Raw genomic sequence first — 25,233 nt, 5'->3', positions numbered from 1 at the left:
CGGATGCTGCGTGCAGCGCCGGGCTTTCCCTTGACATAGTTGACCTTTAAACTGGCCGGAGAATCCTTCTCCGGCCTCTTTTCGATGCGGATCATGAGCGAATTTTTCGACGCCCCCGAAGACGACAACTTTGCCTCGGCAGGCCTGCGGCTGACCGTCGACCTGACCGCTCTGACGGAGAACTGGCGCGACATGGCGCGCCGCTCCGGTGCGGCGCGCGCCTCGGCGGTCGTCAAGGCGGATGCTTACGGCATGGGCATCGAGGATGCCGGCGAAGCGCTCTACATGGCCGGCGCCCGCGACTTCTTCGTCGCGACCGTCGACGAGGGCGTAACACTTCGCCTCTATGCGCCCGAGGCGCGCATCTTCGTGCTTTCCGGCATCTGGCCGGGCACCGAGCGACGCTTCTTCGAAAACGATCTGGTGCCGGTGATTTCTTCCGACGAACAGCTCGCCTTCTGGATGGCGGTGCTTGCCGATTACGGCCACTACCCCTGCGCGCTGCATGTCGATACCGGCTTCAACCGGCTCGGACTGCATATCGACGATGCGATCTCGCTCGCCGACGACGTCTCGCGGCCGGCGAGCTTCGCGCCCGTGCTTATCATGAGCCACCTCGCCTGTGCCGACGATCCCACCCATGCGATGAACCGGCAGCAGCTCGAATCATTCCAAAGGGTTAGCGCCGCCTATGAAGGCATCGATTCAAGTCTTGCCGCCTCGGCCGGCATCTATCTCGGTGAGGATTATCACTTCGACCTGACCCGCCCCGGCATCGCGCTCTATGGCGGCGAAGCGGTCAGCGGCATGGCGAACCCGATGCGGCCAGTCGCGACGGCGGAAGCGCGCATCATCCAGGTGCGCAACGTCGAAGCCGGCGAGACCGTCAGCTATGGGCGGGCGCTGCAGCTTCGCCGCGAAAGCCGGCTGGCGATCGCCTCGGCCGGCTATGCCGACGGCTACATGCGCGGCCAGTCGAGCGGCGGCGTGCCACTGCGCCAGGTGGTGCCGCAAGGCGGGCAAGGTTTCATCGCCGGACACAAGGTGCCGGTTGCCGGCCGGATCACCATGGACCTGACGATCTTCGATATCACCGACCTGCCTGACAACGCCGTGCGCGCCGGGGATTATGTCGAGCTGTTCGGGAAGAACATGCCGGTGGACGATGTGGCGCGGGCATGCGGCACGATCGGATACGAGATCCTGACCAGCATGGGGCTCCGCCACGAGCGGCGCTACGTGGCCGAGGAATAGCCTTCCTATTCAGCGGCTGCTGAGGGCGAGACGGACACCGAGCGCCAGGAAAAACGCCCCGAGGCCGCGATCGAGCCAGAGTCCGATTTTTTGATTATGCCTGATCGCGTCAGCAAGGCGCCCTCCGAGAAGGACGAGCGGCGGTTCGATGAAGGCCGCCACGACGATGATGAGCCCGCCATGCAGCAGGAGCTGGGCCCATGCCGGCCCTGCCCCTTCGACCACGAATTGCGGCAGGAAGGCCAGGAAGAATATCGCCACTTTCGGATTGAGCAGCGACACCAGGATTCCCTGCCGGTAGATCCTTGCCACCGGCAATCTTTCACCGACGGCCTTTGTCAGGCCACCGCCGCCACCGGAGCGCAAAGCCTGAATGCCGAGCCAGACGAGATAGGCGGCGCCGATCCATTTGACTGTCGAGAAGGCGACGGCGGAAGCGGCAAGTATGGCCGAGAGGCCGAGTGCCGCCATCAGCACATGCAGGCAGGCGCCGGACCAGACGCCGAACAGCGCGGAAAAACCGGCGCGCTTTCCGCTTCTCATCGTGTGGCCGAGGATGAAGGCGATGTCGGGACCGGGCGAGAGATTGAGCAGAACCGCCGCCGACAGAAATGCAAGCCAGTGTGTGAGCGAATAATCGAACATCTTTCACCATTCCCGGATGACTAGGAGCAAAGGATAGGCACGGGCGCGCTGATGGGGAAATCATTAGTTTTGATCCGTCGCGACAGCCATTATCTCAAGCACGATATTGATTCGATGAGGCGGCGCGTCTGCTTCACTTGGAAACCCGGACTGAAAGAGTACTAGATGGCGAAGGCCAGAACACAATTCATCTGCCAGAGTTGCGGCACGGTTCATAACCGCTGGGCCGGCAAATGCGAGAACTGCGGCGAGTGGAACACCATCGTCGAGGAAGACCCGATGGGCGGAATCGGCTCCGGTCCCGGCAAGACGCCGAAGAAGGGCCGCCCGGTGGCGCTGACGGCGCTGTCGGGCGAGATCGAGGAGGCACCGCGCATCCATACCGCCATGTCGGAGCTCGACCGGGCGCTCGGCGGCGGCTTCGTGCGCGGTTCGGCGGTGCTGATCGGCGGCGATCCCGGCATCGGCAAATCGACGCTGCTGATGCAGGCAGCAGCCGCCCTTGCGCGGCGCGGCCACAAGATCATCTACGTCTCCGGCGAAGAAGCCGTGGCGCAGGTCCGGCTGCGAGCGCAACGCCTTGCGGCGGCCGATACCGACGTGATGCTGGCGGCCGAAACCAATGTCGAGGACATTCTGGCGACGCTCGCCGAGGGCAAGCGGCCGGACCTCGTCATCATCGATTCCATCCAGACGCTATGGAGCGAACTTGCCGAGTCGGCGCCGGGAACGGTGACGCAGGTGCGCACCGGGGTGCAGGCAATGATCCGTTTCGCCAAGCAGACGGGGGCCGCCATGGTGCTCGTCGGCCACGTGACCAAGGACGGGCAGATCGCCGGGCCACGCGTCGTCGAGCACATGGTCGATGCCGTGCTCTATTTCGAAGGCGATCGCGGCCATCACTACCGCATCCTGCGCACGGTCAAGAACCGCTTCGGCCCGACCGACGAGATCGGCGTCTTCGAAATGTCAGACAAAGGCTTACGCGAAGTCGCCAACCCCTCGGAACTCTTCCTCGGCGAGCGCAACGAAAAATCGCCGGGTGCTGCCGTCTTCGCCGGCATGGAGGGCACCCGCCCCATTCTCGTCGAGGTGCAGGCGCTGGTGGCGCCGACCTCACTCGGCACGCCACGGCGCGCCGTGGTCGGCTGGGATTCGGCCCGGCTCTCTATGATCCTCGCAGTGCTTGAGGCCCATTGCGGCGTCAGGCTCGGCCAGCACGACGTCTACCTCAACGTCGCCGGCGGTTACCGCATCTCCGAACCGGCGGCCGATCTTGCCGTCGCCTCGGCGCTCGTTTCCTCGCTTGCCGGTATTGCCCTTCCCGCCGATTGCGTCTATTTCGGCGAAGTCAGCCTGTCGGGCGCCATCCGGCCGGTTGCGCACACCGCCCAGCGCCTCAAGGAAGCCGAGAAGCTGGGTTTTTCTGCAGCACTGCTTCCATCCGCCTCCGCCGAACTGCCGAAGGGCTCCGGCGGGCGCTGGAGCGAAGTCGGAAGCTTGCCGGATCTGGTCGCGCGCATCGCCGGATCGAAGGGGGCGCTGCGTGTGGAAGACGACGTTTGATCCTTTCATTGCCAGGAATGGTGATGATATAGGAGCACACGATAAGGCACGACACGGCCGCCAAGCGGCAGTCCTGGAGTTGAATTTACATGCCCATTACGATTTTCGACGGTATTGTCATCGGCGTCGTGCTCTTCTCCGCCGTGCTGGCGATGGTCCGCGGGTTTTCGCGCGAGATCCTTTCGATCGCGAGCTGGGGTGGTTCGGCCGCCGCTGCCTATTACCTCTATCCGTACCTGCTACCCTATGCGAAGAAATATACCGATGACGACCGCATCGCGATCGTCGGTTCGGCAGCGGTCGTCTTCCTGATCGCGCTCATCGTCATCTCCTTCATCACGATGAAGATCGCCGATTTCATCATCGACAGTCGTGTCGGCGCTCTCGACCGCACGCTCGGTTTCCTGTTCGGGGCGGCGCGCGGTGTGCTGCTCCTGGTCGTCGCCGTCGCCTTCTGGAATTGGCTCGTCGATGTCGACCACCGTCCGGCCTGGGTCAACGAAGCGAAGTCGAAACCTTTCCTGGATTCGATGGTGGTGAAGCTGAAATCGGTTCTGCCGGAGCAATTTGCCCAGATGATACCGGAAAGCATCCGTGATAAGCTGCAGCCGCCGGCACAGGGCGCTGGAGGTACCACTCCGCCGACGGGCGACCAGGCTCCGGCGGAAGACGCACCGACCGCGCCAGCAGACGGCGCACAGCAGCCGGCGAATTGACACAGTGTTCAAGAGCTTGACCCGCCTTCCGGCAATTGCCATTTGAGCGGAACATGAAATGAGGGTCCGGCCGAGCATTCCAGCTCCGCCGGGCTCAGCTATTTCTGGAAATGCCGATCCATTCTTGTGAGAGCAGAGGCCCGCAGAAATGAACCAGTCCCATTCCTTCCCGACCGACGATCCGCTCGACGGAGATACGCTGCATGAAGAATGCGGGGTTTTCGGAATTTTGGGACATCCCGATGCCGCCGCGCTCACGGCTCTCGGCCTGCATGCCTTGCAGCACCGCGGACAGGAAGCGGCCGGCATCGTCTCCTTCGACGGCAAGCGCTTTTATCAAGAGCGCCACATGGGCCTCGTCGGTGACCACTATACCAATCCGATGACGCTTGCCCGCCTGCCCGGCAGCATTACGATCGGTCATACCCGCTACTCGACAACCGGCGAAGTGGCCATGCGCAACGTGCAGCCGCTCTTTGCCGAACTGGAAGAAGGCGGCATCGCCATTGCCCATAACGGCAATTTCACCAACGGCCTGACGCTGCGCCGCCAGATCATCGCGACCGGCGCCATCTGTCAGTCGACCTCTGATACCGAAGTCGTCCTTCACCTCATCGCCCGTTCCCGCCACGCTTCGACATCCGACCGCTTCATCGACGCCATTCGTCAGATGGAAGGCGGCTATTCGATGCTCGCCATGACGCGCACCAAGCTGATTGCCGCGCGCGACCCGACCGGCATCCGCCCGCTGGTCATGGGCGAGCTCGACGGCAAGCCGATCTTCTGCTCGGAGACCTGCGCGCTTGACATTATCGGCGCCAAGTTCATCCGCGACGTTGAGAACGGCGAAGTCGTTATCTGCGAAATCCAGCCTGACGGCTCGATCAGCATCGATGCGCGCAAGCCCAGCAAGCCACAGCCGGAGCGCCTCTGCCTGTTCGAATATGTCTATTTCGCCCGCCCGGACTCGGTTGTCGGCGGCCGCAACGTCTATACGACACGCAAGCGCATGGGCATGAACCTCGCCAAGGAATCGCCCGTCGATGCCGACGTGATCGTGCCGGTGCCGGATGGCGGCACACCTGCGGCGCTCGGCTATGCTCAGCAGAGCGGCATTCCCTTCGAATACGGCATCATCCGCAACCATTATGTCGGGCGCACCTTCATCGAGCCGACGCAGCAGATCCGCGCCTTCGGCGTAAAGCTGAAGCATTCGGCCAACCGGGCAATGATCGAAGGCAAGCGCGTGGTGCTGGTTGACGATTCCATCGTGCGCGGCACGACTTCTCTCAAGATCGTCCAGATGATCCGTGAAGCCGGCGCGCGCGAAGTCCATGTCCGCGTCGCAAGCCCGATGATCTTCTTCCCGGATTTCTACGGCATCGACACGCCTGACGCAGACAAGCTGCTGGCAAACCAATATGCCGATGTCAAAGCCATGGCCAAATATATCGGCGCGGATTCACTCGCCTTCCTGTCGATCGACGGCCTCTATCGCGCTGTTGGCGGTGAAGACCGCAATCCGGCCCGGCCGCAGTTCACCGACCACTATTTTACCGGCGACTATCCGACCCGCCTGCTCGACAAGAACGGCGAGTCTATGGGCAACAAGATTTCGATGCTTGCCAGCAACGGCTGACACAGCGCGCCGGTTTTTCCATTGTCCATCCCGAGGGGTTCATCGCACCCCTCTCCCTTCGTGAGGGAACACGACATCATGAATATCAATCTTGAGGGCAAGATCGCGCTCGTCACCGGTGCGTCGCGCGGCATCGGCTATTTCACGGCGCTGGAACTTGCGAAAGCCGGCGCCCATGTGATTGCCTGCGCACGCACAGTCGGCGGACTCGAGGACCTCGACGATGCGATCAAGGCCATCGGCGGCACGGCGACGCTCGTGCCCTTCGACCTTGCCGACATGAATGCGATCGATGCGCTCGGCGGCTCGATCTTCGAGCGCTGGGGCAAGCTCGACATCCTCGTCGCCAATGCCGGCGTGCTCGGCGTCATTTCGCCGATCGGCCATATCGAAGCGAAAGTGTTCGAGAAGGTGATGACCATCAACGTCACCGCGACATGGCGGCTGATCCGTTCGGTCGACCTGTTGTTGGCCCGCTCGGATGCCGGCCGCGCGGTGATCATCTCTTCGGGTGCTGCCCACAAGTGCCGCCCCTTCTGGGGCGCCTATTCCGCTTCCAAGGCTGCGGTCGAGGCGCTGGCACGCACTTGGGCCGGCGAAAGTCAAAGCACACCGCTGCGGGTCACCAGCGTCGATCCGGGGGCGACACGCACGGCGATGCGGGCGCAGGCGGTGCCGGGCGAAGATCCGCAGACGCTGCCGCATCCCTCCCAGGTCGCAAAGGCGATCCTGCCGTTGCTGGGGCCTGGAGTGACCGAGACGGGTAAGCTGTTCATCGTGCGGGAGAACAAGCTCGTCGATTACCGGTTGCCGGAATAAGCTCCTGCATAATTCCTTAAATCGGAATCGATTTAAGGAATTATGCAGCAATTCAAAGTGCCACAGCGTCCTTTGCGGCTCTCGAAAAGACGCGTGGCGCTGTAGACGTCTCAGTTCGCTGCAACTGCCGGGAACAGATGCGCCAAGCCCGCTTCCGACGGGCAAAGCGCATTGAGGTCAACCGGTCCCTGGATGCCGTCCAAGGTGCCGTTGTCGGCAAATTGCCAGATTGACCAACGACTGCACTGTTCCTGCCTCGGTTCCCTGAATACACTACGCAGCCACAGATAGTGGTCGGGAAAGCGCGATTCATTGCCTTTCAGATATTGATCGAAGAACTCCTGCGTCACGTAGAAAATAGGCTTCTCCGGAAAAGTGCCCTTCAGCTCGGTGAAGAAGGCGTTCACCTCGGCAGCCATTTCCTCGAGCGTCGGGATTTTGTTACAATTGCCGACAAACTCCAGATCGATGGCGATGGGCAGAGTTCCCTGTTCCTTCGGCACGGTCGCCAGGACGTTCTGCGCCTGATCCTTGCCCGGTCGGCAGAAGGTGAAGAAATGATAAGCGCCCCTGACCAATCCAGCATCTCCGGCGCGCTGCCAGTTGTCGGCGAATTTGGAATCCCGATGATCTCCACCTTCGGTCGCCTTCATGAAGGCGAAGCGGACATTCGCCTGCGAGGCAACCACATTCCAATCGATATCACCTTGGTGATGGCTGACATCGATGCCTTGGATCGGATAGCTGCTTAAGGAAGGATTGTTGAAGCGAAGCATTCCGAAATCGTATGCGAAATATGCAGCGAATGCGACCACCAGCATTGCGGTCGCTCCGATCGTCGATCGAGCCGGTCTCCGCATCCCTTCCTCCCTATTAACAACAGCTTCTCAACCGGCTATGCGAGATTTGCGCCGCGAAAATGGCGGGCGAATTTCAAGGGCCCGCCAACTGGTTTCACCAGATGTCGCGGCTGCGATCGATTCATCGGATGGATGGATCCTGTTGCCGCTGGATCGCTCTTCGCCCCCTTGACCGGAAGCGCGAACCGGGCCATAAAACCCGCCATGAAAACGGTTATCTGCATTATCTGCCGGAAGATTATTCGCTAGCGCGAGCGCTGGCCCGGCCGTTTTCGTCTCCCAAATAGTCAAGATGCGAAACGCCCCGGTCCGCCGGTCGCGATATTTTTCTGATCGTGCATTTGGGAGAGTGAAATGGACGCGACGCCGGAACTGAAGCTGTACAACACGCTGACGCGGGAAAAATCGGTCTTTTCGCCGATCGATCCCAACAATGTCCGCATGTATGTCTGCGGCCCGACCGTCTATGACTTCGCTCATATCGGCAATGCCCGGCCGGTCATCGTCTTCGACGTGCTGTTCCGGCTGCTGCGCCATGTCTATGGCGAAGACCACGTCACTTATGCCCGCAACATCACCGACGTCGACGACAAGATCAATGCGCGGGCGCTTCGGGACCATCCGGGCCTGCCGCTCAACGACGCGATCCGCGCCGTCACGGAAAAGACCGAGACCCAATTTCACGCCGATGTCGCCGACCTCGGCTGCCTGGAGCCGGACTTCGAGCCGCGCGCCACCGACAATATCGTTGAGATGACCGAGATCATCGAGAAGCTGATCGGCAACGGTCATGCCTATGTCGCATCGGGCGAAGTGCTGTTCGACACCAAATCCATGGCGGATTACGGTCAGCTTTCGAAGCGCCCGCTCGACGAACAGCAGGCCGGCGCCCGCATCGCGGTCGACGCACACAAGAAGAATCCTGGCGATTTCGTGCTCTGGAAGCTGTCGAGCCACAACGAGCCCGGCTGGGACAGCCCTTGGGGCCGCGGCCGGCCCGGATGGCACATCGAATGCTCTGCGATGAGCAAGCGTTATCTCGGCGATGTCTTCGACATTCACGGCGGCGGGCTGGACCTGATCTTCCCGCATCATGAAAACGAGATCGCCCAGTCGCGCTGCGCCCACGGTACCGAGGTGATGGCGAATGTCTGGATGCATAACGGCTTCCTGCAGGTCGAAGGCCGCAAGATGTCGAAATCCGAAGGCAATTTCGTCACAATCCACGAGTTGCTGCACACGGAAACCTTCGGCGGCCGCAAATGGCCGGGCGAGGTGCTGCGCCTTGCCATGCTGATGACGCATTACCGCGAGCCGATCGATTTCTCGATCAAGCGATTGGAAGAGGCCGAACGTCTGCTCGCCAAATGGCCGGCGGCCGAAGCCGGCGATGCGGCTCCCGATGAAACCGTGCTGAACGCGCTTTCCGACGACCTCAATACGGTCGCGGCGGTGCAGGCATTGCATGCGCTGGCGCAGGCTGCCCATGCGGATCCCACAGCCCGTGCCGTCTTTGCCGCAACGGCCGACCTTCTGGGCCTGTTGCCGAAAAAGATGGAGATCGACGAAGCCGTCGCATCGGCGGTCGATGCGCTGGTCGCAATGCGTCTCGAAATGCTGAAGGCGAAGAACTTCACCGAGGCTGACAAGATCCGTAACGAGCTGACGGCGAAGGGCATCCAGTTGAAGGACGGCAAGGATGCGGTGACCGGCGAGCGCGTGACGACCTGGGAGGTCAAGAGATGACGACCTATACCGGCGGCTGCCAATGCGGAGCGATCCGTTTCCGCGTCAGCGGCGACATCAAGGATTCGTCGATCTGTCATTGCCGTATGTGCCAGAAGGCGTTCGGTGCTTATTATGCGCCGCTAGTCTCGGTGCGCGGCGCCGATTTCGAATGGACACGCGGAGAGCGGAAAAAATTCCGCTCTTCCAACTTTGTCGAGCGCGGCTTTTGCGGCGACTGCGGCACGCCGCTCACCTATGAAGCGCCGGATGGAATGGCGATTGCCGCCGGCGCCTTCGACGATCCTTCGGCATTTCCGCCGGTGGTCCAATTCGGGATCGAAGGCAAGATCGGTTTCGTCGATCATCTGCACGAATTGCCGGGGCACCGGACGGAGGAGGATGCGCAGGCTGCCCCCTTCCTGCTCGAGCTCGTCTCCTGCCAGCATCCCGATCATGAGACGCAGACATGGCCACCGAAGGAGCTCGGATGACGGCGGAATCAGACAGAAGCGGCGGGTGTCAGTGCGGAGCGTTGCGCTACCGCGGCAAAGGCGAACTCGGCTATCCCCATCTTTGCCATTGCCGTATGTGCCAGAAGGCAGCCGGCAACTATTTCATGCCGCTCGCCGGGGTGATGCGCAGCGATTTTACCTTCACACGCGGCACGCCGAAATGGTTTCAGTCCTCGGATCTGGTGCGGCGCGGCTTCTGCGGCGATTGCGGCACGCCGCTGTTCTACGACATTCCGGAGACTGATTTCATCAACCTCACGCTCGGCTCGCTGGATAATCCCGATGCGGTCAAGCCGGTGATGCAATCGAACACCAGCCGCAAGATGTCCTGGTTTCACGCGCTGGATGGCCTGCCGCTGGAACCAGAGCCTGAAACGCCCGACCGCGAGAACGCGATCGCGGCAAGCAACCATCAGCACCCCGACCACGACACGAAAAGCTGGCCCCTCGGAGAAAGCTCATGACGGACACGATAAAGACAGGCGGATGCCAGTGCGGCGCCGTGCGCTTCCGCATCTCGGGCAAACTAGGACGTCCCTCGATCTGCCATTGCCGCATGTGCCAGAAACAGTTCGGCGGTTTCTTCTCCGCGCTCGTCACCACGCCTGAGGAAGGGATGGAATGGACGCGCGGCGAGCCGAGCTACTTCCAGTCCTCGGTCAATATCGAACGCGGGTTCTGCAGCAATTGCGGCACGCCGATGACCTATCGTCATCCGGGCGGGCTGGAGCTTGCGATCGGCACCTTCGACGACCGCAGCGACCTCGCACCGCTGATCCAGGTGAACTACGAGGCCCGCCTGCCCTGGGTCGAGGAAATCTTCGAGGCGCCGGTGCTGAAGGATCAGGATTTCTACTCACGACAGGAGGCGATCATCTCCTTCCAGCATCCCGATCACGACACAGAAGTCTGGCCCGCGAAAGGCGTGAAGATATGACCGAGATACTGCGCACGCTCTATCCCGAAATCGAACCCTATGCTTCCGGCCATCTCGATGTCGGCGACGGCCATGTGATCTATTGGGAGCGCTCGGGTACGCCTGGCGCCAAGCCCGCCGTCTTCCTGCATGGCGGCCCGGGCGGCGGCATCTCGCCTGCCCATCGCCGGCTCTTCGATCCTGCTCTCTACGACGTCATGCTGTTCGACCAGCGCGGTTGCGGCAGGTCGACGCCGCATGCGGAACTCCATGCCAACACGACCTGGCACCTCGTTGCCGATATCGAGCGGCTGCGCGAGATGGCAGGCGTCGACACCTGGCAGGTGTTCGGCGGCTCCTGGGGCTCGACGCTGGCGCTCGCCTATGCCGAGACGCATCCAGAGCATGTCTCCGAGCTCATCCTGCGCGGCATCTATACGCTGACCAAGGCCGAACTCGACTGGTATTATCAATTCGGCGTCTCGGAGATGTTCCCTGACAAGTGGGAGCGCTTCATCGCGCCCATTCCGCCGGAAGAGCGGCATGAGATGATGCATGCCTATCATCGCCGTCTGACGCATGAGGACAGGAACGTCCGCCTCGCGGCGGCGCAGGCCTGGAGCATCTGGGAAGGCGAAACGATCACGCTGCTGCCGGAACCTTCGACGAGCTTCAAGTTCGAAGAGCCGGAATTCGCCTATGCATTTGCGCGCATCGAGAACCATTTCTTCGTCCATGCCGGCTGGATGGACGAGGGACAGCTGATCCGCGATGCGGGCAGGCTCAGGGATATTCCCGGCGTGATCGTGCATGGCCGCTACGACATGCCCTGCCCGGCCAAATATGCCTGGCTGCTGCACAAGGCCTGGCCGAAGGCGGAATTCCACCTGATCGAGGGCGCGGGCCATGCCTATTCGGAGCCGGGGATTCTCGATCAACTGATCCGGGCGACGGACAAGTTTGCCGGGAAGCAAGACTGATCGTTGGTATTGGGGCAGCCCCACACCCTAGCCTCTTCCCGTCAGAAAACGGGGAGAGGTGACGGCAGCCGGATGAGGGGCAGCATCCGCACTTCACAACAACCCGCTTGGCGGGAGGAAACGACATGAAAGAACGCATCTACCTCTTCGACACGACGCTCCGGGACGGGCAGCAGACGCCCGGTATCGATTTTTCCGTCGAGGACAAGATTGCGATCGCCGCCATGCTGGACGAGTTCGGCCTCGATTACGTCGAGGGTGGATATCCCGGCGCCAATCCGACGGATACGGCCTTCTTCAGCGAGAAGCGCACCAGCCAGGCCAGCTTCGTCGCCTTCGGCATGACGAAGCGGGCGGGCGTTTCGGTCTCCAACGATCCCGGCATTGCCGGGCTGCTTCAGGCCAAAAGCGATGCCATCTGTTTCGTCGCCAAGAGCTGGGATTATCACGTCGCTGTGGCACTTGGCTGCACCAACGAGGAAAACCTCGAATGCATTGCCGAAAGCGTCAAGGCGGCGGTTGGCGCGGGCAAGGAGGCGATCGTCGATTGCGAGCATTTCTTCGACGGCTTCAAAGCCAATCCGGCCTATGCGCTCGCCTGCGCCAAGGCGGCCTATGAGAGCGGCGCGCGCTGGGTGGTGCTCTGCGACACCAATGGCGGCACGCAGCCGCCGGAGGTGCGGGCGATCGTCGAGGCGGTGATCGCCTCGGGCGTTCCCGGGCACTGTCTTGGCATCCATGCGCATAACGACACCGGCCAGGCGGTCGCCAATTCGCTTGCCGCCGTCGAAGCCGGTGTCAGGCAGATTCAGGGTACCCTGAACGGCATCGGCGAGCGCTGCGGCAATGCCAATCTGGTGACGCTGATCCCGACGCTGGCGCTGAAGAGCGCCTACAACACACGTTTCGAAACGGCGATCGACGAGGAGCGGCTGCTCAACCTCACCCGGCTCTCGCATGCCTTCGACGAGCTGCTCAACCGCTCGCCCGACCACCAGATGCCCTATGTCGGCGCTTCCGCCTTCGCCACCAAGGCCGGCATCCATGCATCGGCGCTGATCAAGGACCCGCGGACCTATGAACACGTGCCGCCGGAAACCGTCGGTAACTTCCGCAAGGTCATGGTGTCCGACCAGGGCGGCAAGGCGAACTTCATCAATGCGCTGAAACGGCGCGGCATCGCGGTCGCCAAGGACGATCCGAAGCTCGACCTGCTGATCTCGATCGTCAAGGAACGTGAATCCATCGGCTATGCCTATGAGGGCGCGGATGCGAGCTTCGAACTGCTGGCGCGCCGCACGCTCGGCACGATCCCGGAATTCTTCACCATCGAAGGCTTCCGCGTGATGATCGAGCGCCGCTTCGACAGTCTCGGGCGCGTGAAGATCGTCTCGGAGGCGGTGGTCAAGATCACCATCGACGGCCAGACGCTGATGTCGGTTGCCGATGCCGAAGGCCCTGTCAACGCGCTCGACCTCGCGCTACGGAAGGATTTCGGCAAGTACCAGCACGAGATCGACGATCTCGTGCTCGCCGATTTCAAGGTGCGTATCCTCAATGGCGGCACGGAGGCGATCACCCGCGTGTTGATCGAATCCACCGACAGCGACGGCGTGCGCTGGTGGACGGTCGGCGTCTCCGAGAACATCATCGACGCTTCGTTCCAGGCATTGATGGATTCCGTCATCTACAAGCTGATGAAGAACCGGCAGCTGGCGGGCAAGATCGCGGCGGAATAAACCTATTCCGCCGGCTCGGCGCCGGGGTCCCAGCCCCTCGCCCGAATACCATTCGTTTCCTTCGGACGTCGTCTTCCAGCCGAGAGCATCGGATATCTTCTCGTCCATCGCTTCGTCTCCCGGTTCAAATCCTCTCACCCTTCATTCAACGAAATGAATTGGCCTATTCACGGCGCTTAAGCTAGGCCGGATCAGAAGAAGAACAAAGATGGAAACACCGATGTCGACCGATGCATCCGTTCCGTTGGCCAAGAACGAAGACAGTCCGCGCGGGTTCGCCTTCGCGCTCACAGCCTACCTGCTCTGGGGCTTCCTGCCGATCTACATGAAGGCGGTGGCGCATATCTCGCCGGCCGAGGTGATCGCCCATCGCATCGTCTGGTCGCTGCCGCTGGCGGGCATCGTGCTGATCGTGCTCGGACGCACACAGGACATCCGAACGGCGCTCGGCTCGCCGCGCATGCTGGCGATGGCGGCGCTGACAGCGTCGCTGATCACCGTCAACTGGGGCACCTATGTCTGGGCGATCGGCGCCGGCCATTCGCTCGACGCAGCACTCGGCTATTTCATCAATCCGCTGTTCAGCATCTTTCTTGGCGCGGTGTTCCTCAAGGAAAAGCTGCAGCCGCTGCAGATCGCGGCGATCGCGCTTGCGGCGCTTGCCGTCGCCATTCTCGCGCTGGACAGCGGCGGCATCCCGTGGGTGGCGCTGACGCTGGCGATCAGCTGGGGGTTCTACGCCCTGTTGCGCAAGACGCTGCCGCTCGGGCCGAACCAGGGCTTCTTCCTCGAAGTGCTGATCCTCAGCGGGCCGGCCCTCCTCTACATTCTCTATCTCGAATTCGGCAGCGGCCAGGGCCACCTCTACCGCACCGGTCTTGCCGACACGATCCTGCTGCTCGGGTGCGGCGTCATCACCGCCGTGCCGCTGATGATCTATGCGAACGGCGCCAAGCTCTTGAAACTCTCGACGATCGGCATCATGCAGTATATCGCGCCGACGATGATCTTCCTGATCGCGGTCTTCGTCTTCCACGAGCCATTCGGCACGGCGCGCATGATCGCCTTCCCGCTGATCTGGGCGGGGCTGTTCCTCTATAGCTGGTCGATGCTCAAGGGGAGCCGCGGGCGCTGAGGGCGCTAAAGCGCGCCACGTCGAATCGGATTCATGCGACGCGCTTTAGGTCTTTGTTTTATGCATGTCTTTGTCCCAAAACCGCTGGACACTTTTGGGCGACATGCATTGCATCCCTACATCTTCGAAATCACCTCGTCCTCGCCGTCACGATCGGCGGCGAGCTGGGCTGCCTGGGCCATGATCGCCGGAATGATGCCGGAGATCTCGTCGACGACGAGTGGCTGCACCCGGTGGGCGGTGTGCAGGAAGCCTTCTTCGGTCATATGGCGCATCAGTTCCATCATCGGATCCCAGAAACCGTTGACGTTGGCGAAGACCATCGGCTTCTCGTGGCGGCCGAGCTGCGCCCAAGTCATGATCTCGACGATCTCCTCCAGCGTACCGATGCCGCCGGGCAGCGCGACGAAGGCATCGGAGCGCTCGAACATGGTGTGTTTGCGCGCATGCATGTCAGGGGTTACAATGAGTTCGTTCAGCTGACCGAGCGAGTGGCGAGTCGCTTCCATATCGATCAGGAATTCGGGAATGATGCCCGTGACCTGACCGCCGCCTGAAAGCACGCCGCTGGCAACCGCGCCCATGATGCCTTTGGTACCCCCGCCATAGACGAGGCGCAGGCCGTATTCGGCGATCTCTCTTCCGAGAGCACGCCCGGCCGCCATGTGGGAAGGATCGCGTCCCGGCCTGGAGCCGCAGTAAACGCAGATGGATCGAATCGATACAGATTGTTCGGTCATGAGGGCAAAACAACTATTCCATTTCAATGCAGTCAAGAAAATTGACTGAAAAGCAGCGTGCCTAGCTTGCCTAATTGCTTTGAATGCTTGTGGAAAGCAACGGGAATCGCTAGCAATTTTGGGTATTACGGCAAATTGCCGCTCTGGGAGACATAATGATGAAGAACCGTGCCGGCTTGCTGGCTCTTGCAGTCCTCGCAATCGCAATCCTACTGATGGTGTTTGTCGTCATGCCGCGTATCGGCGGCGATGCAACCAAGGTCGGCGACGCCATCAACCAGGCGAGCACGGAGCTCAAGAACACGGTTAACGAGGCGTCAAAGACATCGCGCTCCGCTGTGGGCGATGCGGCTGCGGTCGCCGATCAGGTCGGTCGCCTTTCGGCCGATGCCGGCGTATCGCTCAGCGAGCTCAAGGCGCTGTTTGCGGACGGCAAAGGCCCGGCCATCGATGTTTTCACTGCCGCCAAGACCAAGGCCGTCAACGCGCTGACCGCACTTGCCGGCTTCACTATTCCCGAGGGCCTCGATCCCGCGACCCAGACCCTTGCCGCCAAGGCCAAGGACGGCGGCGCGAAGGCGCTCGCCATCGTCCAATCGCTGCCTGAGAACATTGCCGATGCGCTTGCCGCGATCGCCAAGGCAGAGGCTGCTCTGACCGGTGCGCCGGAGACCGCCCCTGCGGCGAACACGGCAGCGGAGAATACCGGCCCGAAACTTCCGGCCTTCGACGTATTGCGCGTCGAGCCCGACGGCTCGACGGTGATCGCCGGCTCCGCCGAACCGAACGGCAAGCTCGAGGTGCTCGACGGCGAGAAGGTGGTGACGACGGCCAATGTCGATGCGAGCGGCGATTTTGCTGCCGTCCTCGACGATCCGCTTCCGGCCGGCGACCACCAGCTCGTGCTCAAGTTCACGAGCAAGGACGGCAAGAGCACGCTTTCCGAAGAAGTCGCGACCATTTCCGTGCCGAAGGACGGCAATGGCGCCAATCTGCTCGCCATGGTCTCCAAACCCGGTGCGGCGAGCCGCATCATCACCGCGCCGAAGGCCGGAACCGAAGTTGCCGATGCCTCCAATCCGATGGCCCCGCCTGCGGACAAGCCGGCAACGGGCGAAAGCTCGGCTGCGCCTGCCGCAACAGTTGCACCAACCGGCGAGCTGGCGCTGCAGGCGCCGAACCTCACCGACACCTCCTCCGCCGGCGCAGCTACGCCATCGGATAAGGCGAATGTGCCCGATGTGATGGTCAATGCCGTCGAAATCGAGGGCAACAAGATCTTTATTGCCGGCACGACGCGCCCCAACGCCAAGGTTATCGGTTATGCCGACGACAGCCTCGTCGGCCAGGATACCGCCGGCTCCGACGGCCACTTCGTCATCGACGGCGTGGTGGCGCTCTCGGTCGGCGACCACAAGATCCGCGTCGATGTCGTTGATCCCGCAGGCAAGGTGATCGTGCGCGCGGCGGTGAATTTCAATCGCCCAGCCGGCGACCAGGTGAGGGTCGCCGCACAATCGGTACCCGCCGACACGAACAGCGCTCCCTCGATGGTGCCGCTCGACGAAGGCGAGCTCGACAAACTCAAAGCCGAAGTCGGCAAGGCCTTCGGCCTGCTGAAGGGCCTGTTTGCCGATGGCAAGCTGCCAGGCGCCGAGCAGCTCGCCGCGGCGCGCTCGGCAACGGAATTCGCTCTGCGCTCCGTCGCCGATTTCCGCCCTGCGGCCGATGCGCCTGATGTCTTCAAGCAGACGTCAGGCTCCGCCTCTCAGATCGCCGGCAACGCGCTGAAACTGCTGCAGGGCCTGCCGAAGGATGCGAAATCCGTGGGCAGCGCACTCGACAGGCTCGGCGCGATGATCGCCGAACTCGCCGTGGCACCCGCGCCGGCAGCGCCGTCCGCAAACGATGTCGGAAGCAACCAGCCGAAGACGATCGAACAGGCGCCGCTGACGGCAAACAACGCAGCGGTTATCATTCGCCGCGGCGACACGCTGTGGCAGATCTCGCGCCGCACCTATGGTCTCGGCGTTCGCTACACGACAATCTACATCGCCAACGAGGACAAGATCATCAATCCCGATCGCATCCGCCCTGGCCAGATTTTCGGCCTGCCGAAGGATGTACTGCCGAATGCCGAAGAGCTGCACCGCAAGCGCATGTCCGGCCAGCATCTCTAAGCTGCAAAACAACACGGCAAGACCGGGCGGGATAAGCGCCCGGCCTCGTCGTTTCCTTACCCCAGCAATTGTTGTATTCGTCCGCCCGGCACCCTATCTGGCGGTGGCGGCTGCGGGTTGTGGGAAGCGCTTTCAGGCACGTCCCGGTTCCGCGCTCTTGCCGGCATCGAATCGCGGCAAGCCCATCCGGGCTGGAGACAATCATGGCAAACGGCAAGACAGTCTCGGATTCCAACCTGCCGCAGACGCTTCTCAACCTCTGGCCCTATATGTGGCCGGCCGGCCGGCCAGACCTCAAGATGCGCGTCGTCTGGGCTTCGGTCTTTCTGCTGATCTCCAAGTTCGTCCTGCTGCTCGTCCCCTATTTCTTCAAATGGTCGACCGATGCGCTGAACGGCAGGATGGATCTTGCCGGCTCCGTGCCGCCGCTGCTGGCCGGCGCCATCGCGCTTGTCATCGCCTATAACATCACCCGGCTGATCCAGCTCGGCCTCAACCAGCTGCGCGACGCGCTCTTTGCCAGCGTCGGACAACATGCAGTGCGCCAGCTCGCCTACAGGACCTTCGTGCACATGCACGAACTGTCGCTGCGCTTCCATCTGGAGCGCAAGACCGGCGGTCTCTCCCGCATCATCGAGCGCGGCACCAAGGGTATCGAGACGATCGTGCGCTTCACGATCCTCAACTCCGTCCCGACCGTCATCGAATTCCTGCTGACGGCAGTGATCTTCTGGTGGGGCTACGGCTTCTCCTATCTCGCGGTTACCGCCTTTACCGTCTGGGCCTATATCTGGTTCACGATCCGCGCATCCGACTGGCGCATCGCCATCCGCCGGTCGATGAACGACAGCGATACCGACGCCAACACCAAGGCGATCGACTCCCTCCTCAATTTCGAGACCGTCAAATATTTCGGCAATGAGGAGATGGAGGCAAAGCGTTTCGACAAATCGATGGAACGCTATGAGAAGGCGGCGACCGATGTCTGGACCTCGCTCGGCTGGCTGAATTTCGGCCAAGGCGTCATCTTCGGCATCGGCACGACCATCATGCTGGTGCTGTCGGCGTTGGCCGTGCAGCGCGGTGAGCAGACGGTCGGCGATTTCGTCTTCGTCAATTCGATGCTGCTGCAGCTTTCCGTACCGCTCAATTTCATCGGCTTCGTCTATCGCGAAATCCGCCAGGGGCTGACCGACATCGAGCAGATGTTCGATTTGCTTGAAGTGCAGACCGAAGTCAAAGACGCGCCCGATGCGACCGAACTTCGGATCGGCCAGGGCGCGATCTCCTTCAAGGACGTACACTTCGCCTATGATGCGGCCCGTCCGATCCTGAAGGGCATTTCCTTCGAGGTGCCGGCCGGCAAGACGGTCGCCGTCGTCGGTCCGTCGGGTGCGGGCAAATCGACGCTGTCGCGCCTGCTTTATCGTTTCTACGATATCCAGAGCGGCGCAATCAGCGTCGACGGTCAGGATATCCGCACGGTGACGCAGAAGAGCCTGCGCTCGGTGATCGGCATGGTGCCGCAGGATACCGTGCTCTTCAACGACACGGTCGCCTACAACATCCGCTACGGCCGCACATCGGCCAGCGACGGCGAAGTCTTTGCCGCTGCCGAGGTGGCGCAGATCGCGCATTTCATCGAAACGCTGCCCGAGGGTTTCGAAACCAAGGTCGGCGAGCGCGGGCTGAAGCTTTCGGGCGGCGAGAAGCAGCGGGTGGCGATCGCCCGCACCATCCTCAAGGCGCCACCGATCCTGATCCTCGACGAGGCGACGTCGGCGCTCGACACGACGACGGAACGGGAAATCCAGGAGGCACTCGACCTGGTTTCGAAGAACCGCACGACGCTGGTCATCGCCCACCGGCTTTCGACTGTCATCAGCGCCGATGAAATCATCGTGCTCAAAAGCGGCGAGATTGCCGAGCGTGGAACACATGCCGCCCTCCTCGAAAGAAACGGCCTTTATGCCTCGATGTGGAACCGCCAGCGCGAGGCGACGCAGGCCGAAGAACATCTGAAGCAGGTGCGCGAAAGCGACGACCTGGGGGTCATAACTCGGCTTGCTCCGGCAAGCTGAGCCGGGAGACCGACGCCTGCCGGCTTTTGTTGTTCAGAACCCCGGCGTGGGAACCAGGGCCGAGGCCGCAGCATTGCCCCGGAGACGGTTTTTCGCTAACCAGCAAAAATGGAAACGCAAGGAGACCGGCAGCCATGAGCCTGTTCAACACGGTTCGCAACACGATCGTCCCCGTGCACAAGGAGGGTTATCCCTTCGTTGCCGCCTTCTTCGTCGCGTCGCTTGTCTTGGGCTGGATCTTCAAGCCGCTCTTCTGGATCGGCATGATCTTCACGCTCTGGTGCGCCTATTTTTTCCGCGATCCCGAGCGCGTGACCCCGCAGGACGACGATCTGGTGATCTCTCCCGCCGACGGCAAGGTCTCGGCGATCCAGATGGTGACCCCTCCGGCAGAGCTCAACCTCGGCTCCGAGCCGATGCTGCGCATCTCGGTCTTCATGAACGTCTTCAATTGCCATGTGAACCGGGCGCCGATGCGCGGGCGCATCGTCAGCATCAACTACCGCTCCGGCAGCTTCGTCAACGCCGAACTCGACAAGGCGAGCGAGGACAATGAGCGCAATGGACTGGTGATCGAAACCCGCCACGGCCAGATCGGCGTCGTGCAGATCGCCGGCCTCGTGGCGCGGCGCATCCTCTGCTGGGCAAACCCCAACGAGCCGGTGGATGCCGGCGAGCGTTTCGGGCTGATCCGTTTCGGCTCGCGGCTCGACGTATTCCTGCCCGCCGGTGCTGCGCCACGCGTCTCGCTCGGCCAGACGGCGGTTGCAGGAGAAACCGTCATCGCCGAATTCGCCTCCGCCAAGGGTCCCGTCATCAGCCGCCGCAGCTAAAGCGGTTCAGCTTTCACGGAAGTGACCGCTGCGCAGGTTTGCTGGAATTGCTTTAGGAACGATTGGAACGCGATATGGAAACGCCTTTTCCGCCTTTCGAGCCCAATGGGCCGGATGATTCCGCCCGCGGCCCGCGTCTGCGCGAAATCCCGCTCCGGCTCGTCTTTCCGAACCTCATCACCATTCTGGCGATCTGCGCCGGGCTGACCGGCATCCGGCTGGCTTTCGAGAATCGTTACGAGCTCGCCGTCTCCATGGTGCTGCTCGCCGCCTTCCTCGACGGCATCGACGGGCGTGTGGCACGGCTGATGAAGGCGACTTCCAAATTCGGCGCGCAGATGGATTCGCTTGCCGACATCGTCAATTTCGGCGTCGCACCCGCCCTCGTCGTTTATGTCTTCGCGCTCGACCAGGCGCGCTCGCTCGGCTGGATCGCCGCCCTGATCTATGCGATCGCCGCCGGGCTTCGCCTTGCCCGTTTCAACGTCATGGCCGAACGCGAAAACAAGGCGAGCTGGCAATCGGAATATTTCGTCGGCGTGCCGGCGCCGGCCGGCGCCATGCTGGTGCTGCTGCCGGTCTATCTCGGCTTCCTCGGGCTGGCGACGGACCGCACCTTCGCCTATCTCTCGTCGATCTACACCGTGCTCATCGCCTTCCTGCTGATCAGCCGGCTGCCGGTCTGGTCAGGCAAATCGGAAGGCAACCGCTTGCGGCGCGATCTCGTGCTGCCGATGATGCTTGGCGTCGTGCTCTATGTGGCTCTGCTAATGAGCTACACCTGGGAGGTGATGGTCTTCACCGTTGCCGCCTACCTCCTATCGCTTCCCTTCGGCGCGCGGAAATGGCAGCGGAAATACGGAACGCTGACGATCGAGGAGCCGGGCATCGGCGACGACGATATCGGCCGGCACATCTGATCACCGAGCATTTCCGGATTTCTCCAAATTACGGAAATGCTTCTCTCCCTTCGTTCTGACGGATCCCCGGGAAAAGCATGCGTTTTCCCCGGAGAAACCGTGCGCTTATCCGGGTGAAAACTGTTCCGCGCTTTTCCCCAGAAAACCGCTTTCGCACTTTTATTGGAACTACTCTCTTCAGTAAGTTTTAACCAACGTAGGCTTCAGTTAAGCCTCGCGAATTATGGTGCGCGTTTACAAATCCTGATAAGCGACGCCCCCATTTTGTCGCTATTCGTGACGAAACATCAAACTATAAAACACCCAGGGAAGAACCACGCAAGGAGAGTATCGTGACTTCGAAGAAGAGTAGTACCAGCGAACAGCAGGCGGCCAAGCCAGACCTCGCCGCAAACTATCGCCCCGTCGGCCTGAAGGCTGTTGCCGCAGCATCGCTGATGGCGAAGCATAGGCCGACCAGCGTCAAGAAATCCGCTTGAGGCGGAAGGCTTCACATTGGAATCATGCGTGCTTTCGGGTTACATGCGTTAGGCACCGCTGAGGAAGTGAATGACGAGGCGATCGCCGGAAATCTCCTGACAACGCACTGGCGACATAAGCACAACCTGAAAAACCTGATGGACGAAGCGACGCATCGCCGCCGCTTATGTGAGATTTCGGCGCCGATAGGTCGCCGACGGGCCTGCTGGTGCGGCGGATAGTGTTCAGAAGAAGCTGAGCTGGCCGTCGTCCGGCTTTTGCTTCTCGGGCCCCTTCAGCGGCTTTTCGATGACGACCGCCTCTTGCAGGTCGGGACCCATATTGGCGACCTTGTTGACCTTGTCGGAGACCGGGACGGCCTCGAAGAAATCGTCCTGAACGGGCTGCATCAGGTCGACCACCTCGCGTGGCTCCTGCGTCTTGCAATCGAGCCAGCGCGAGAAATCTTCGGGCTTGATGACGACTGGCATGCGATCGTGGATCGCTGATATGGCTGAATTGGCTGATGTCGTCAGGATCGCGCCGGTATCGACCTCGGAGCCGTCGGCCGAAGACCATGTCTCCATCAGCCCGGCAAAGGCGATGACCCCACCCTGGCGCGGCCTGATCCAGTAGGCCTGCGGCCGCTCGCCGCGTTCCTTCGGCGGGCGATGCCATTCATAGAAACCGGAGACCGGAATGAGCATGCGGCGATGACGCATGGCGGCGCGGAAGGAGGCCTTGCCAATCGCGGTTTCGGAGCGCGCGTTGATCAGAAGCGGGAAATCTCTCGGATCCTTGACCCAGCCCGGCGTGAGGCCCCAGCGCACGAGTACGGCGCGCCGGTCGGCCAAGTTGCTGCCCTGCTCCCTGCCCTCGCCTGATATGACGGCAAGGATCGGTTGCGTCGGCGCAATGTTGTAGCGCGCCGGAAAATCGTCGAGATCGAGACCGGAGAAGAAGTCGCTCAGGTCGGCGCTGGAGCTTGTCAGGGCGAAACGTCCACACATCGGCCTGTCTTTACACCCGGCTCGTGTCCGGTCAAGGCGCCTCAGCCTCTCGGTGCGAAGAGGATGAGGCTGGCGCCGGCAAGGCAGATCAGCGCGCCGCCGATATCGTAACGATCAGGCACGCGGCTCTCGACCAGCCACAGCCAGAGCAGCGAGGCGAGGATATAAATGCCGCCATAAGCCGCGAAGGTACGACCGGCAGCCTCGCTCGGCACCAGCGTCAGAGCCCAGGCGAAAAGCGCCAGAGAGACCATGCCCGGCGCCAGCCACCAGACGGGCTTTTCGAGCTTCAGCCATGCCCAGAAGGCAAAGCAGCCGGCAATCTCGAAGAGAGCGGCAAACGCAAAGATGATGTAGGTCATGGAAGCACCTTTCGAATCTCCATCGCACTCTTCATCCGATAAGATGGGCGATCACAGCAAGAGCAGGCCCCGATGACCTCCACAGCCAGAGCCGCCTCCTCCGCCATTCTCGAACGAGACGGGCGATTCCTCCTCGTGTTGCGGCGCAATCCGCCTTCCGCCGACATGTATGCCTTTCCCGGCGGGCGGGCCGAGCCCGGCGAAACGCCGGAGCAAACGGCATTGCGCGAATTCCATGAAGAGACCGGCATTTCGGCACGGAATCCGCGGCTGTTTTCGACCTACGACCTGAAGACGCATGCGGCCGACGGCAGCGTCAACAGCCATTTCCTGCTGTCGGTCTTCCGCGTCGATGCGGATCGGGACGCGGTGGCAGAAGCTGCCGACGATGCGGCCGCTCTCGGTTGGTATACGGTGGAGGAAATCCGGCGGCTGCCCGTGCCGCAGAGCGTGCTTGAATGCGCTGAGCGGCTGGCGGGCGGCGAATAGACGTGGAAACTTTCAAGTGCGCCTTGTTGCCGTCATGCTCAGCGTATCAACTACGAGCATGATTCCCGTTCGACGCGTTTTCCTGTCCCTGCTCGTGCTCGCCGGCCCTACGATGGCGCAGGGCAAGAATACGCCGCCTCCACAGGAGGAGCAGATTGCGCCGCCGATCGTGAGCGTGCCCTATGACGACAAGCTGGCGCGGTTCGCCGAGGTGCTGGGTTCGGTGCATTATCTGAGAACGCTCTGCAAGGCAGCGGGTGGCGACGAGTGGCGAAACGGCATGCAGCAGCTGCTCGATTCGGAGACCGGCAACGAGCAGTTGCGCAAGGAAAAGCTCACAGCGGCGTTCAATCGCGGCTATCGCGCCTTCGCCTCGGTCTATACGGATTGCACCCCGGCGGCCATCGTGGCAGAAGAGCGCTACCGTAACGAAGGTGCAACACTTGCCACAGAAATTACCTCGCGCTTTGGAAATTGACGTTTAATTAACCTGTTTTCGCATGCGGACGTGTCGTTTTGGGAAAAGGCTGTTAGTGTTGTTAACGGTGCAGTAAGACATGAGAAGTTCTGAGGAAAAGACAATGGAAGCAAGCCTCAACGACATCGACGACATGATCGTCCACGAAAAGATGCAGGCAGCTCTGGAGTACCAGAACGAGGCTTGGGCCGATGGCATGGCCGACGGTATCGAGCCTGAAATCATCGCTGATGCCGCCATTGCACATGCGCTGCGCGAGACGATCAGATTGCATGGTGAAAAGAGCGCCGAAGCCCTGCTGGATTCGCTGCGTGAGCGCATGCTTGCCGGCGAATTCTCCGCGAACCGCACCCTGCAATAATTGTTATCAGAGAGTTTGATGCACACCGGTAAAGAGAAAGTTTCGCGAATTTCGCTCGCGCCGGTGCTGCTTGCGTTCAGCCTCGCCGCCGGCAATGTTTTCCTTGCGCCGGCAGCCTACGCGCTTTCCGAACTGCACAAGATCCCCGGCCAGGCGGCCAACGACACGCCGCCCGCGCAAGGAAGCGCTCAGGGACAGAGCCAGCCGCAGACCACTCCCGGCGTCCCCATGGCCGATCCGCTGGTCAACAGCCAGAACAATCAGGGTGCCGACAAGACGCCGGGCGCTCAGGACAGTTCCAAGCCCGTCGAGGTAATCTACGACATCAGCAAGGTGCCAGAGCTGGTTCGCAAGACGCGCGAGCAGATCGTCGAGGCGGCCGCCTCCGGCGATCTCGAGCGGCTGCGACCGCTGATGGGCACCGGCGCCGACCAGACGCAGGTGACTGTGGGCGAGCCGACCGACGATCCTATCGGCACGCTGAAGGATCTATCGGGCGATCCCGACGGCGACGAGATCCTTGCCATCATGCTCGACATCATCTCGACCGGCTTCGTGCATGTCGGCCAGGGCACAGCAGACGACATGTATGTCTGGCCCTATTTTGCCGAAAAGGACCTGAAGTCGCTGACCCCGCCGGAGCGCGTCGAGCTGCTGCGCATCGTCACGGCCGGCGATCTCTCCGACATGCAGGAATTCGGCGGATACAATTTCTATCGCCTCGGCATCACGCCTGAGGGCAAATGGAAATTCTTCACGGCGGGCGACTGACACCCGTCTTGGCTGCGCCTTTCACGTCTCGCATGGCGCT

26 protein-coding genes are annotated in these 25,233 nt (G+C 61.7%); 21 read left to right on the top strand and 5 right to left on the bottom strand.

Annotation, left to right across the window (positions count from 1 at the left end; all coding sequences use genetic code 11):
* The first annotated feature begins 84 nt into the window (after positions 1 to 84).
* Positions 85 to 1,254 carry an alanine racemase gene (gene alr / locus J3P73_RS08705; RefSeq protein WP_207580000.1) on the top strand — a complete coding sequence of 390 codons (1,170 nt, stop codon included), beginning with the start codon at positions 85 to 87 and terminating at the stop codon, positions 1,252 to 1,254.
* A gap of 9 nt (positions 1,255 to 1,263) precedes the next feature.
* Here alr and J3P73_RS08700 read toward each other — a convergent pair whose 3' ends face one another.
* Positions 1,264 to 1,899: a LysE family translocator gene (locus J3P73_RS08700; RefSeq protein ID WP_207579880.1), complete on the bottom strand. Its 636-nt coding sequence runs from the start codon at positions 1,897 to 1,899 to the stop codon at positions 1,264 to 1,266.
* Between the two features lie 165 nt (positions 1,900 to 2,064).
* Between J3P73_RS08700 and radA the strand changes: the two genes are divergently transcribed.
* From radA to J3P73_RS08680, 4 genes are all read left to right on the top strand, one after another.
* A complete protein-coding gene (radA, locus tag J3P73_RS08695; protein ID WP_012756823.1) occupies positions 2,065 to 3,465 on the top strand; it encodes a DNA repair protein RadA in 1,401 nt (466 codons plus the stop codon).
* 89 nt (positions 3,466 to 3,554) lie between these two features.
* Positions 3,555 to 4,181, top strand: coding sequence for a CvpA family protein (locus J3P73_RS08690; protein ID WP_011651236.1), 627 nt, complete (start codon positions 3,555 to 3,557; stop codon positions 4,179 to 4,181).
* 148 nt (positions 4,182 to 4,329) lie between these two features.
* Positions 4,330 to 5,820: an amidophosphoribosyltransferase gene (purF, locus tag J3P73_RS08685; RefSeq protein ID WP_207579879.1), complete on the top strand. Its 1,491-nt coding sequence runs from the start codon at positions 4,330 to 4,332 to the stop codon at positions 5,818 to 5,820.
* Positions 5,821 to 5,898: 78 nt separating this feature from the next.
* The gene (locus J3P73_RS08680) at positions 5,899 to 6,639 is read left to right on the top strand and encodes an SDR family NAD(P)-dependent oxidoreductase (RefSeq protein WP_207579878.1); all 741 of its coding nucleotides are present in this window, start codon (positions 5,899 to 5,901) and stop codon (positions 6,637 to 6,639) included.
* Positions 6,640 to 6,749: 110 nt separating this feature from the next.
* Here J3P73_RS08680 and J3P73_RS08675 read toward each other — a convergent pair whose 3' ends face one another.
* A complete protein-coding gene (locus J3P73_RS08675) occupies positions 6,750 to 7,499 on the bottom strand; it encodes a glycoside hydrolase family 25 protein (RefSeq protein WP_207579877.1) in 750 nt (249 codons plus the stop codon).
* A gap of 354 nt (positions 7,500 to 7,853) precedes the next feature.
* On the opposite strand from J3P73_RS08675, the gene cysS reads away from it, so the two are divergent.
* The 7 genes from cysS to rarD all read left to right on the top strand — a co-directional run bounded on the left by cysS (position 7,854) and on the right by rarD (position 14,509).
* Positions 7,854 to 9,245: a cysteine--tRNA ligase gene (cysS, locus tag J3P73_RS08670; protein WP_130655113.1), complete on the top strand. Its 1,392-nt coding sequence runs from the start codon at positions 7,854 to 7,856 to the stop codon at positions 9,243 to 9,245.
* A complete protein-coding gene (locus J3P73_RS08665) occupies positions 9,242 to 9,718 on the top strand; it encodes a GFA family protein (RefSeq protein WP_207579876.1) in 477 nt (158 codons plus the stop codon). Before cysS ends, J3P73_RS08665 begins: the two co-directional genes overlap by 4 nt.
* The gene (locus tag J3P73_RS08660; protein WP_207579999.1) at positions 9,715 to 10,203 is read left to right on the top strand and encodes a GFA family protein; all 489 of its coding nucleotides are present in this window, start codon (positions 9,715 to 9,717) and stop codon (positions 10,201 to 10,203) included. The genes J3P73_RS08665 and J3P73_RS08660 overlap by 4 nt, the downstream gene beginning before the upstream one ends.
* A complete protein-coding gene (locus J3P73_RS08655) occupies positions 10,200 to 10,676 on the top strand; it encodes a GFA family protein (protein ID WP_027685275.1) in 477 nt (158 codons plus the stop codon). Before J3P73_RS08660 ends, J3P73_RS08655 begins: the two co-directional genes overlap by 4 nt.
* Positions 10,673 to 11,635: a prolyl aminopeptidase gene (gene pip, locus J3P73_RS08650; RefSeq protein WP_207579875.1), complete on the top strand. Its 963-nt coding sequence runs from the start codon at positions 10,673 to 10,675 to the stop codon at positions 11,633 to 11,635. The genes J3P73_RS08655 and pip overlap by 4 nt, the downstream gene beginning before the upstream one ends.
* 125 nt (positions 11,636 to 11,760) lie before the next feature.
* Positions 11,761 to 13,374, top strand: a complete 1,614-nt coding sequence (cimA, locus tag J3P73_RS08645) for a citramalate synthase (protein WP_207579874.1) — start codon at positions 11,761 to 11,763, stop codon at positions 13,372 to 13,374.
* A 220-nt stretch (positions 13,375 to 13,594) separates the two neighbouring features.
* Positions 13,595 to 14,509 (top strand): EamA family transporter RarD, encoded by a 915-nt coding sequence (rarD, locus tag J3P73_RS08640; protein WP_027689730.1) that lies wholly within the window; start codon positions 13,595 to 13,597, stop codon positions 14,507 to 14,509.
* A 116-nt stretch (positions 14,510 to 14,625) separates the two neighbouring features.
* Here the strand turns inward: rarD and J3P73_RS08635 are convergent, their stop codons facing one another.
* Positions 14,626 to 15,249, bottom strand: a complete 624-nt coding sequence (locus tag J3P73_RS08635; RefSeq protein ID WP_003558142.1) for an LOG family protein — start codon at positions 15,247 to 15,249, stop codon at positions 14,626 to 14,628.
* Positions 15,250 to 15,404: 155 nt separating this feature from the next.
* On the opposite strand from J3P73_RS08635, the gene J3P73_RS08630 reads away from it, so the two are divergent.
* The 5 genes from J3P73_RS08630 to J3P73_RS08610 all read left to right on the top strand — a co-directional run bounded on the left by J3P73_RS08630 (position 15,405) and on the right by J3P73_RS08610 (position 21,742).
* Positions 15,405 to 17,429, top strand: a complete 2,025-nt coding sequence (locus J3P73_RS08630; RefSeq protein ID WP_207579873.1) for a LysM peptidoglycan-binding domain-containing protein — start codon at positions 15,405 to 15,407, stop codon at positions 17,427 to 17,429.
* Positions 17,430 to 17,632: 203 nt separating this feature from the next.
* Entirely contained in the window at positions 17,633 to 19,510 is a 1,878-nt protein-coding gene (locus J3P73_RS08625) for an ABCB family ABC transporter ATP-binding protein/permease (RefSeq protein ID WP_018070581.1), read from the top strand.
* A 134-nt stretch (positions 19,511 to 19,644) separates the two neighbouring features.
* Positions 19,645 to 20,343 (top strand): phosphatidylserine decarboxylase, encoded by a 699-nt coding sequence (locus tag J3P73_RS08620; protein ID WP_017963685.1) that lies wholly within the window; start codon positions 19,645 to 19,647, stop codon positions 20,341 to 20,343.
* Between the two features lie 74 nt (positions 20,344 to 20,417).
* A complete protein-coding gene (gene pssA, locus J3P73_RS08615; RefSeq protein WP_024321223.1) occupies positions 20,418 to 21,263 on the top strand; it encodes a CDP-diacylglycerol--serine O-phosphatidyltransferase in 846 nt (281 codons plus the stop codon).
* Between the two features lie 332 nt (positions 21,264 to 21,595).
* Positions 21,596 to 21,742 (top strand): hypothetical protein, encoded by a 147-nt coding sequence (locus J3P73_RS08610; protein ID WP_018070583.1) that lies wholly within the window; start codon positions 21,596 to 21,598, stop codon positions 21,740 to 21,742.
* A gap of 225 nt (positions 21,743 to 21,967) precedes the next feature.
* On the opposite strand, the gene J3P73_RS08605 is transcribed toward J3P73_RS08610, so the two are convergent.
* Both J3P73_RS08605 and J3P73_RS08600 read right to left on the bottom strand, forming a co-directional pair.
* Positions 21,968 to 22,732, bottom strand: coding sequence for an SOS response-associated peptidase (locus J3P73_RS08605; RefSeq protein WP_130655106.1), 765 nt, complete (start codon positions 22,730 to 22,732; stop codon positions 21,968 to 21,970).
* Between the two features lie 41 nt (positions 22,733 to 22,773).
* Complete coding sequence (locus J3P73_RS08600) at positions 22,774 to 23,094, bottom strand: YnfA family protein (RefSeq protein ID WP_064251408.1); 321 nt, start codon at positions 23,092 to 23,094, stop codon at positions 22,774 to 22,776.
* Between the two features lie 72 nt (positions 23,095 to 23,166).
* Here J3P73_RS08600 and J3P73_RS08595 point away from each other — a divergent pair, with 72 nt between their 5' ends.
* From J3P73_RS08595 to J3P73_RS08580, 4 genes are all read left to right on the top strand, one after another.
* Complete coding sequence (locus J3P73_RS08595; protein WP_130691114.1) at positions 23,167 to 23,583, top strand: NUDIX hydrolase; 417 nt, start codon at positions 23,167 to 23,169, stop codon at positions 23,581 to 23,583.
* Positions 23,584 to 23,617: 34 nt separating this feature from the next.
* Positions 23,618 to 24,061 carry a TIGR02301 family protein gene (locus J3P73_RS08590; RefSeq protein WP_018070587.1) on the top strand — a complete coding sequence of 148 codons (444 nt, stop codon included), beginning with the start codon at positions 23,618 to 23,620 and terminating at the stop codon, positions 24,059 to 24,061.
* Between the two features lie 103 nt (positions 24,062 to 24,164).
* Positions 24,165 to 24,422, top strand: a complete 258-nt coding sequence (locus J3P73_RS08585; protein WP_003546972.1) for a hypothetical protein — start codon at positions 24,165 to 24,167, stop codon at positions 24,420 to 24,422.
* 18 nt (positions 24,423 to 24,440) lie between these two features.
* Positions 24,441 to 25,193: a hypothetical protein gene (locus tag J3P73_RS08580; RefSeq protein WP_207579872.1), complete on the top strand. Its 753-nt coding sequence runs from the start codon at positions 24,441 to 24,443 to the stop codon at positions 25,191 to 25,193.
* Positions 25,194 to 25,233: the final 40 nt, after the last annotated feature.

It is taken from the genome of Rhizobium ruizarguesonis (genome assembly GCF_017357285.1).
Classification (GTDB): domain Bacteria; phylum Pseudomonadota; class Alphaproteobacteria; order Rhizobiales; family Rhizobiaceae; genus Rhizobium; species Rhizobium ruizarguesonis.
This window is presented reverse-complemented; position numbering and strand designations above follow the sequence as displayed.

Bases quoted from the DNA above. Each gene is read 5' to 3' on its own strand.
- J3P73_RS08700 (WP_207579880.1), bottom strand. From the start codon at position 1,899: ATGTTCGATTATTCGCTCACACACTGGCTTGCATTTCTGTCGGCGGCG.
- J3P73_RS08660 (WP_207579999.1), top strand. From the start codon at position 9,715: ATGACGGCGGAATCAGACAGAAGCGGCGGGTGTCAGTGCGGAGCGTTG.
- J3P73_RS08620 (WP_017963685.1), top strand. From the start codon at position 19,645: ATGAGCCTGTTCAACACGGTTCGCAACACGATCGTCCCCGTGCACAAG.
- alr (WP_207580000.1), top strand. From the start codon at position 85: ATGCGGATCATGAGCGAATTTTTCGACGCCCCCGAAGACGACAACTTT.
- J3P73_RS08690 (WP_011651236.1), top strand. From the start codon at position 3,555: ATGCCCATTACGATTTTCGACGGTATTGTCATCGGCGTCGTGCTCTTC.
- J3P73_RS08605 (WP_130655106.1), bottom strand. From the start codon at position 22,732: ATGTGTGGACGTTTCGCCCTGACAAGCTCCAGCGCCGACCTGAGCGAC.
- cysS (WP_130655113.1), top strand. From the start codon at position 7,854: ATGGACGCGACGCCGGAACTGAAGCTGTACAACACGCTGACGCGGGAA.
- purF (WP_207579879.1), top strand. From the start codon at position 4,330: ATGAACCAGTCCCATTCCTTCCCGACCGACGATCCGCTCGACGGAGAT.
- J3P73_RS08680 (WP_207579878.1), top strand. From the start codon at position 5,899: ATGAATATCAATCTTGAGGGCAAGATCGCGCTCGTCACCGGTGCGTCG.
- rarD (WP_027689730.1), top strand. From the start codon at position 13,595: ATGTCGACCGATGCATCCGTTCCGTTGGCCAAGAACGAAGACAGTCCG.
- J3P73_RS08580 (WP_207579872.1), top strand. From the start codon at position 24,441: ATGCACACCGGTAAAGAGAAAGTTTCGCGAATTTCGCTCGCGCCGGTG.
- J3P73_RS08595 (WP_130691114.1), top strand. From the start codon at position 23,167: ATGACCTCCACAGCCAGAGCCGCCTCCTCCGCCATTCTCGAACGAGAC.
- J3P73_RS08585 (WP_003546972.1), top strand. From the start codon at position 24,165: ATGGAAGCAAGCCTCAACGACATCGACGACATGATCGTCCACGAAAAG.
- J3P73_RS08675 (WP_207579877.1), bottom strand. From the start codon at position 7,499: ATGCGGAGACCGGCTCGATCGACGATCGGAGCGACCGCAATGCTGGTG.
- J3P73_RS08635 (WP_003558142.1), bottom strand. From the start codon at position 15,249: ATGACCGAACAATCTGTATCGATTCGATCCATCTGCGTTTACTGCGGC.
- J3P73_RS08655 (WP_027685275.1), top strand. From the start codon at position 10,200: ATGACGGACACGATAAAGACAGGCGGATGCCAGTGCGGCGCCGTGCGC.
- pssA (WP_024321223.1), top strand. From the start codon at position 20,418: ATGGAAACGCCTTTTCCGCCTTTCGAGCCCAATGGGCCGGATGATTCC.
- J3P73_RS08625 (WP_018070581.1), top strand. From the start codon at position 17,633: ATGGCAAACGGCAAGACAGTCTCGGATTCCAACCTGCCGCAGACGCTT.
- cimA (WP_207579874.1), top strand. From the start codon at position 11,761: ATGAAAGAACGCATCTACCTCTTCGACACGACGCTCCGGGACGGGCAG.
- radA (WP_012756823.1), top strand. From the start codon at position 2,065: ATGGCGAAGGCCAGAACACAATTCATCTGCCAGAGTTGCGGCACGGTT.
- pip (WP_207579875.1), top strand. From the start codon at position 10,673: ATGACCGAGATACTGCGCACGCTCTATCCCGAAATCGAACCCTATGCT.
- J3P73_RS08630 (WP_207579873.1), top strand. From the start codon at position 15,405: ATGATGAAGAACCGTGCCGGCTTGCTGGCTCTTGCAGTCCTCGCAATC.
- J3P73_RS08590 (WP_018070587.1), top strand. From the start codon at position 23,618: ATGCTCAGCGTATCAACTACGAGCATGATTCCCGTTCGACGCGTTTTC.
- J3P73_RS08665 (WP_207579876.1), top strand. From the start codon at position 9,242: ATGACGACCTATACCGGCGGCTGCCAATGCGGAGCGATCCGTTTCCGC.
- J3P73_RS08600 (WP_064251408.1), bottom strand. From the start codon at position 23,094: ATGACCTACATCATCTTTGCGTTTGCCGCTCTCTTCGAGATTGCCGGC.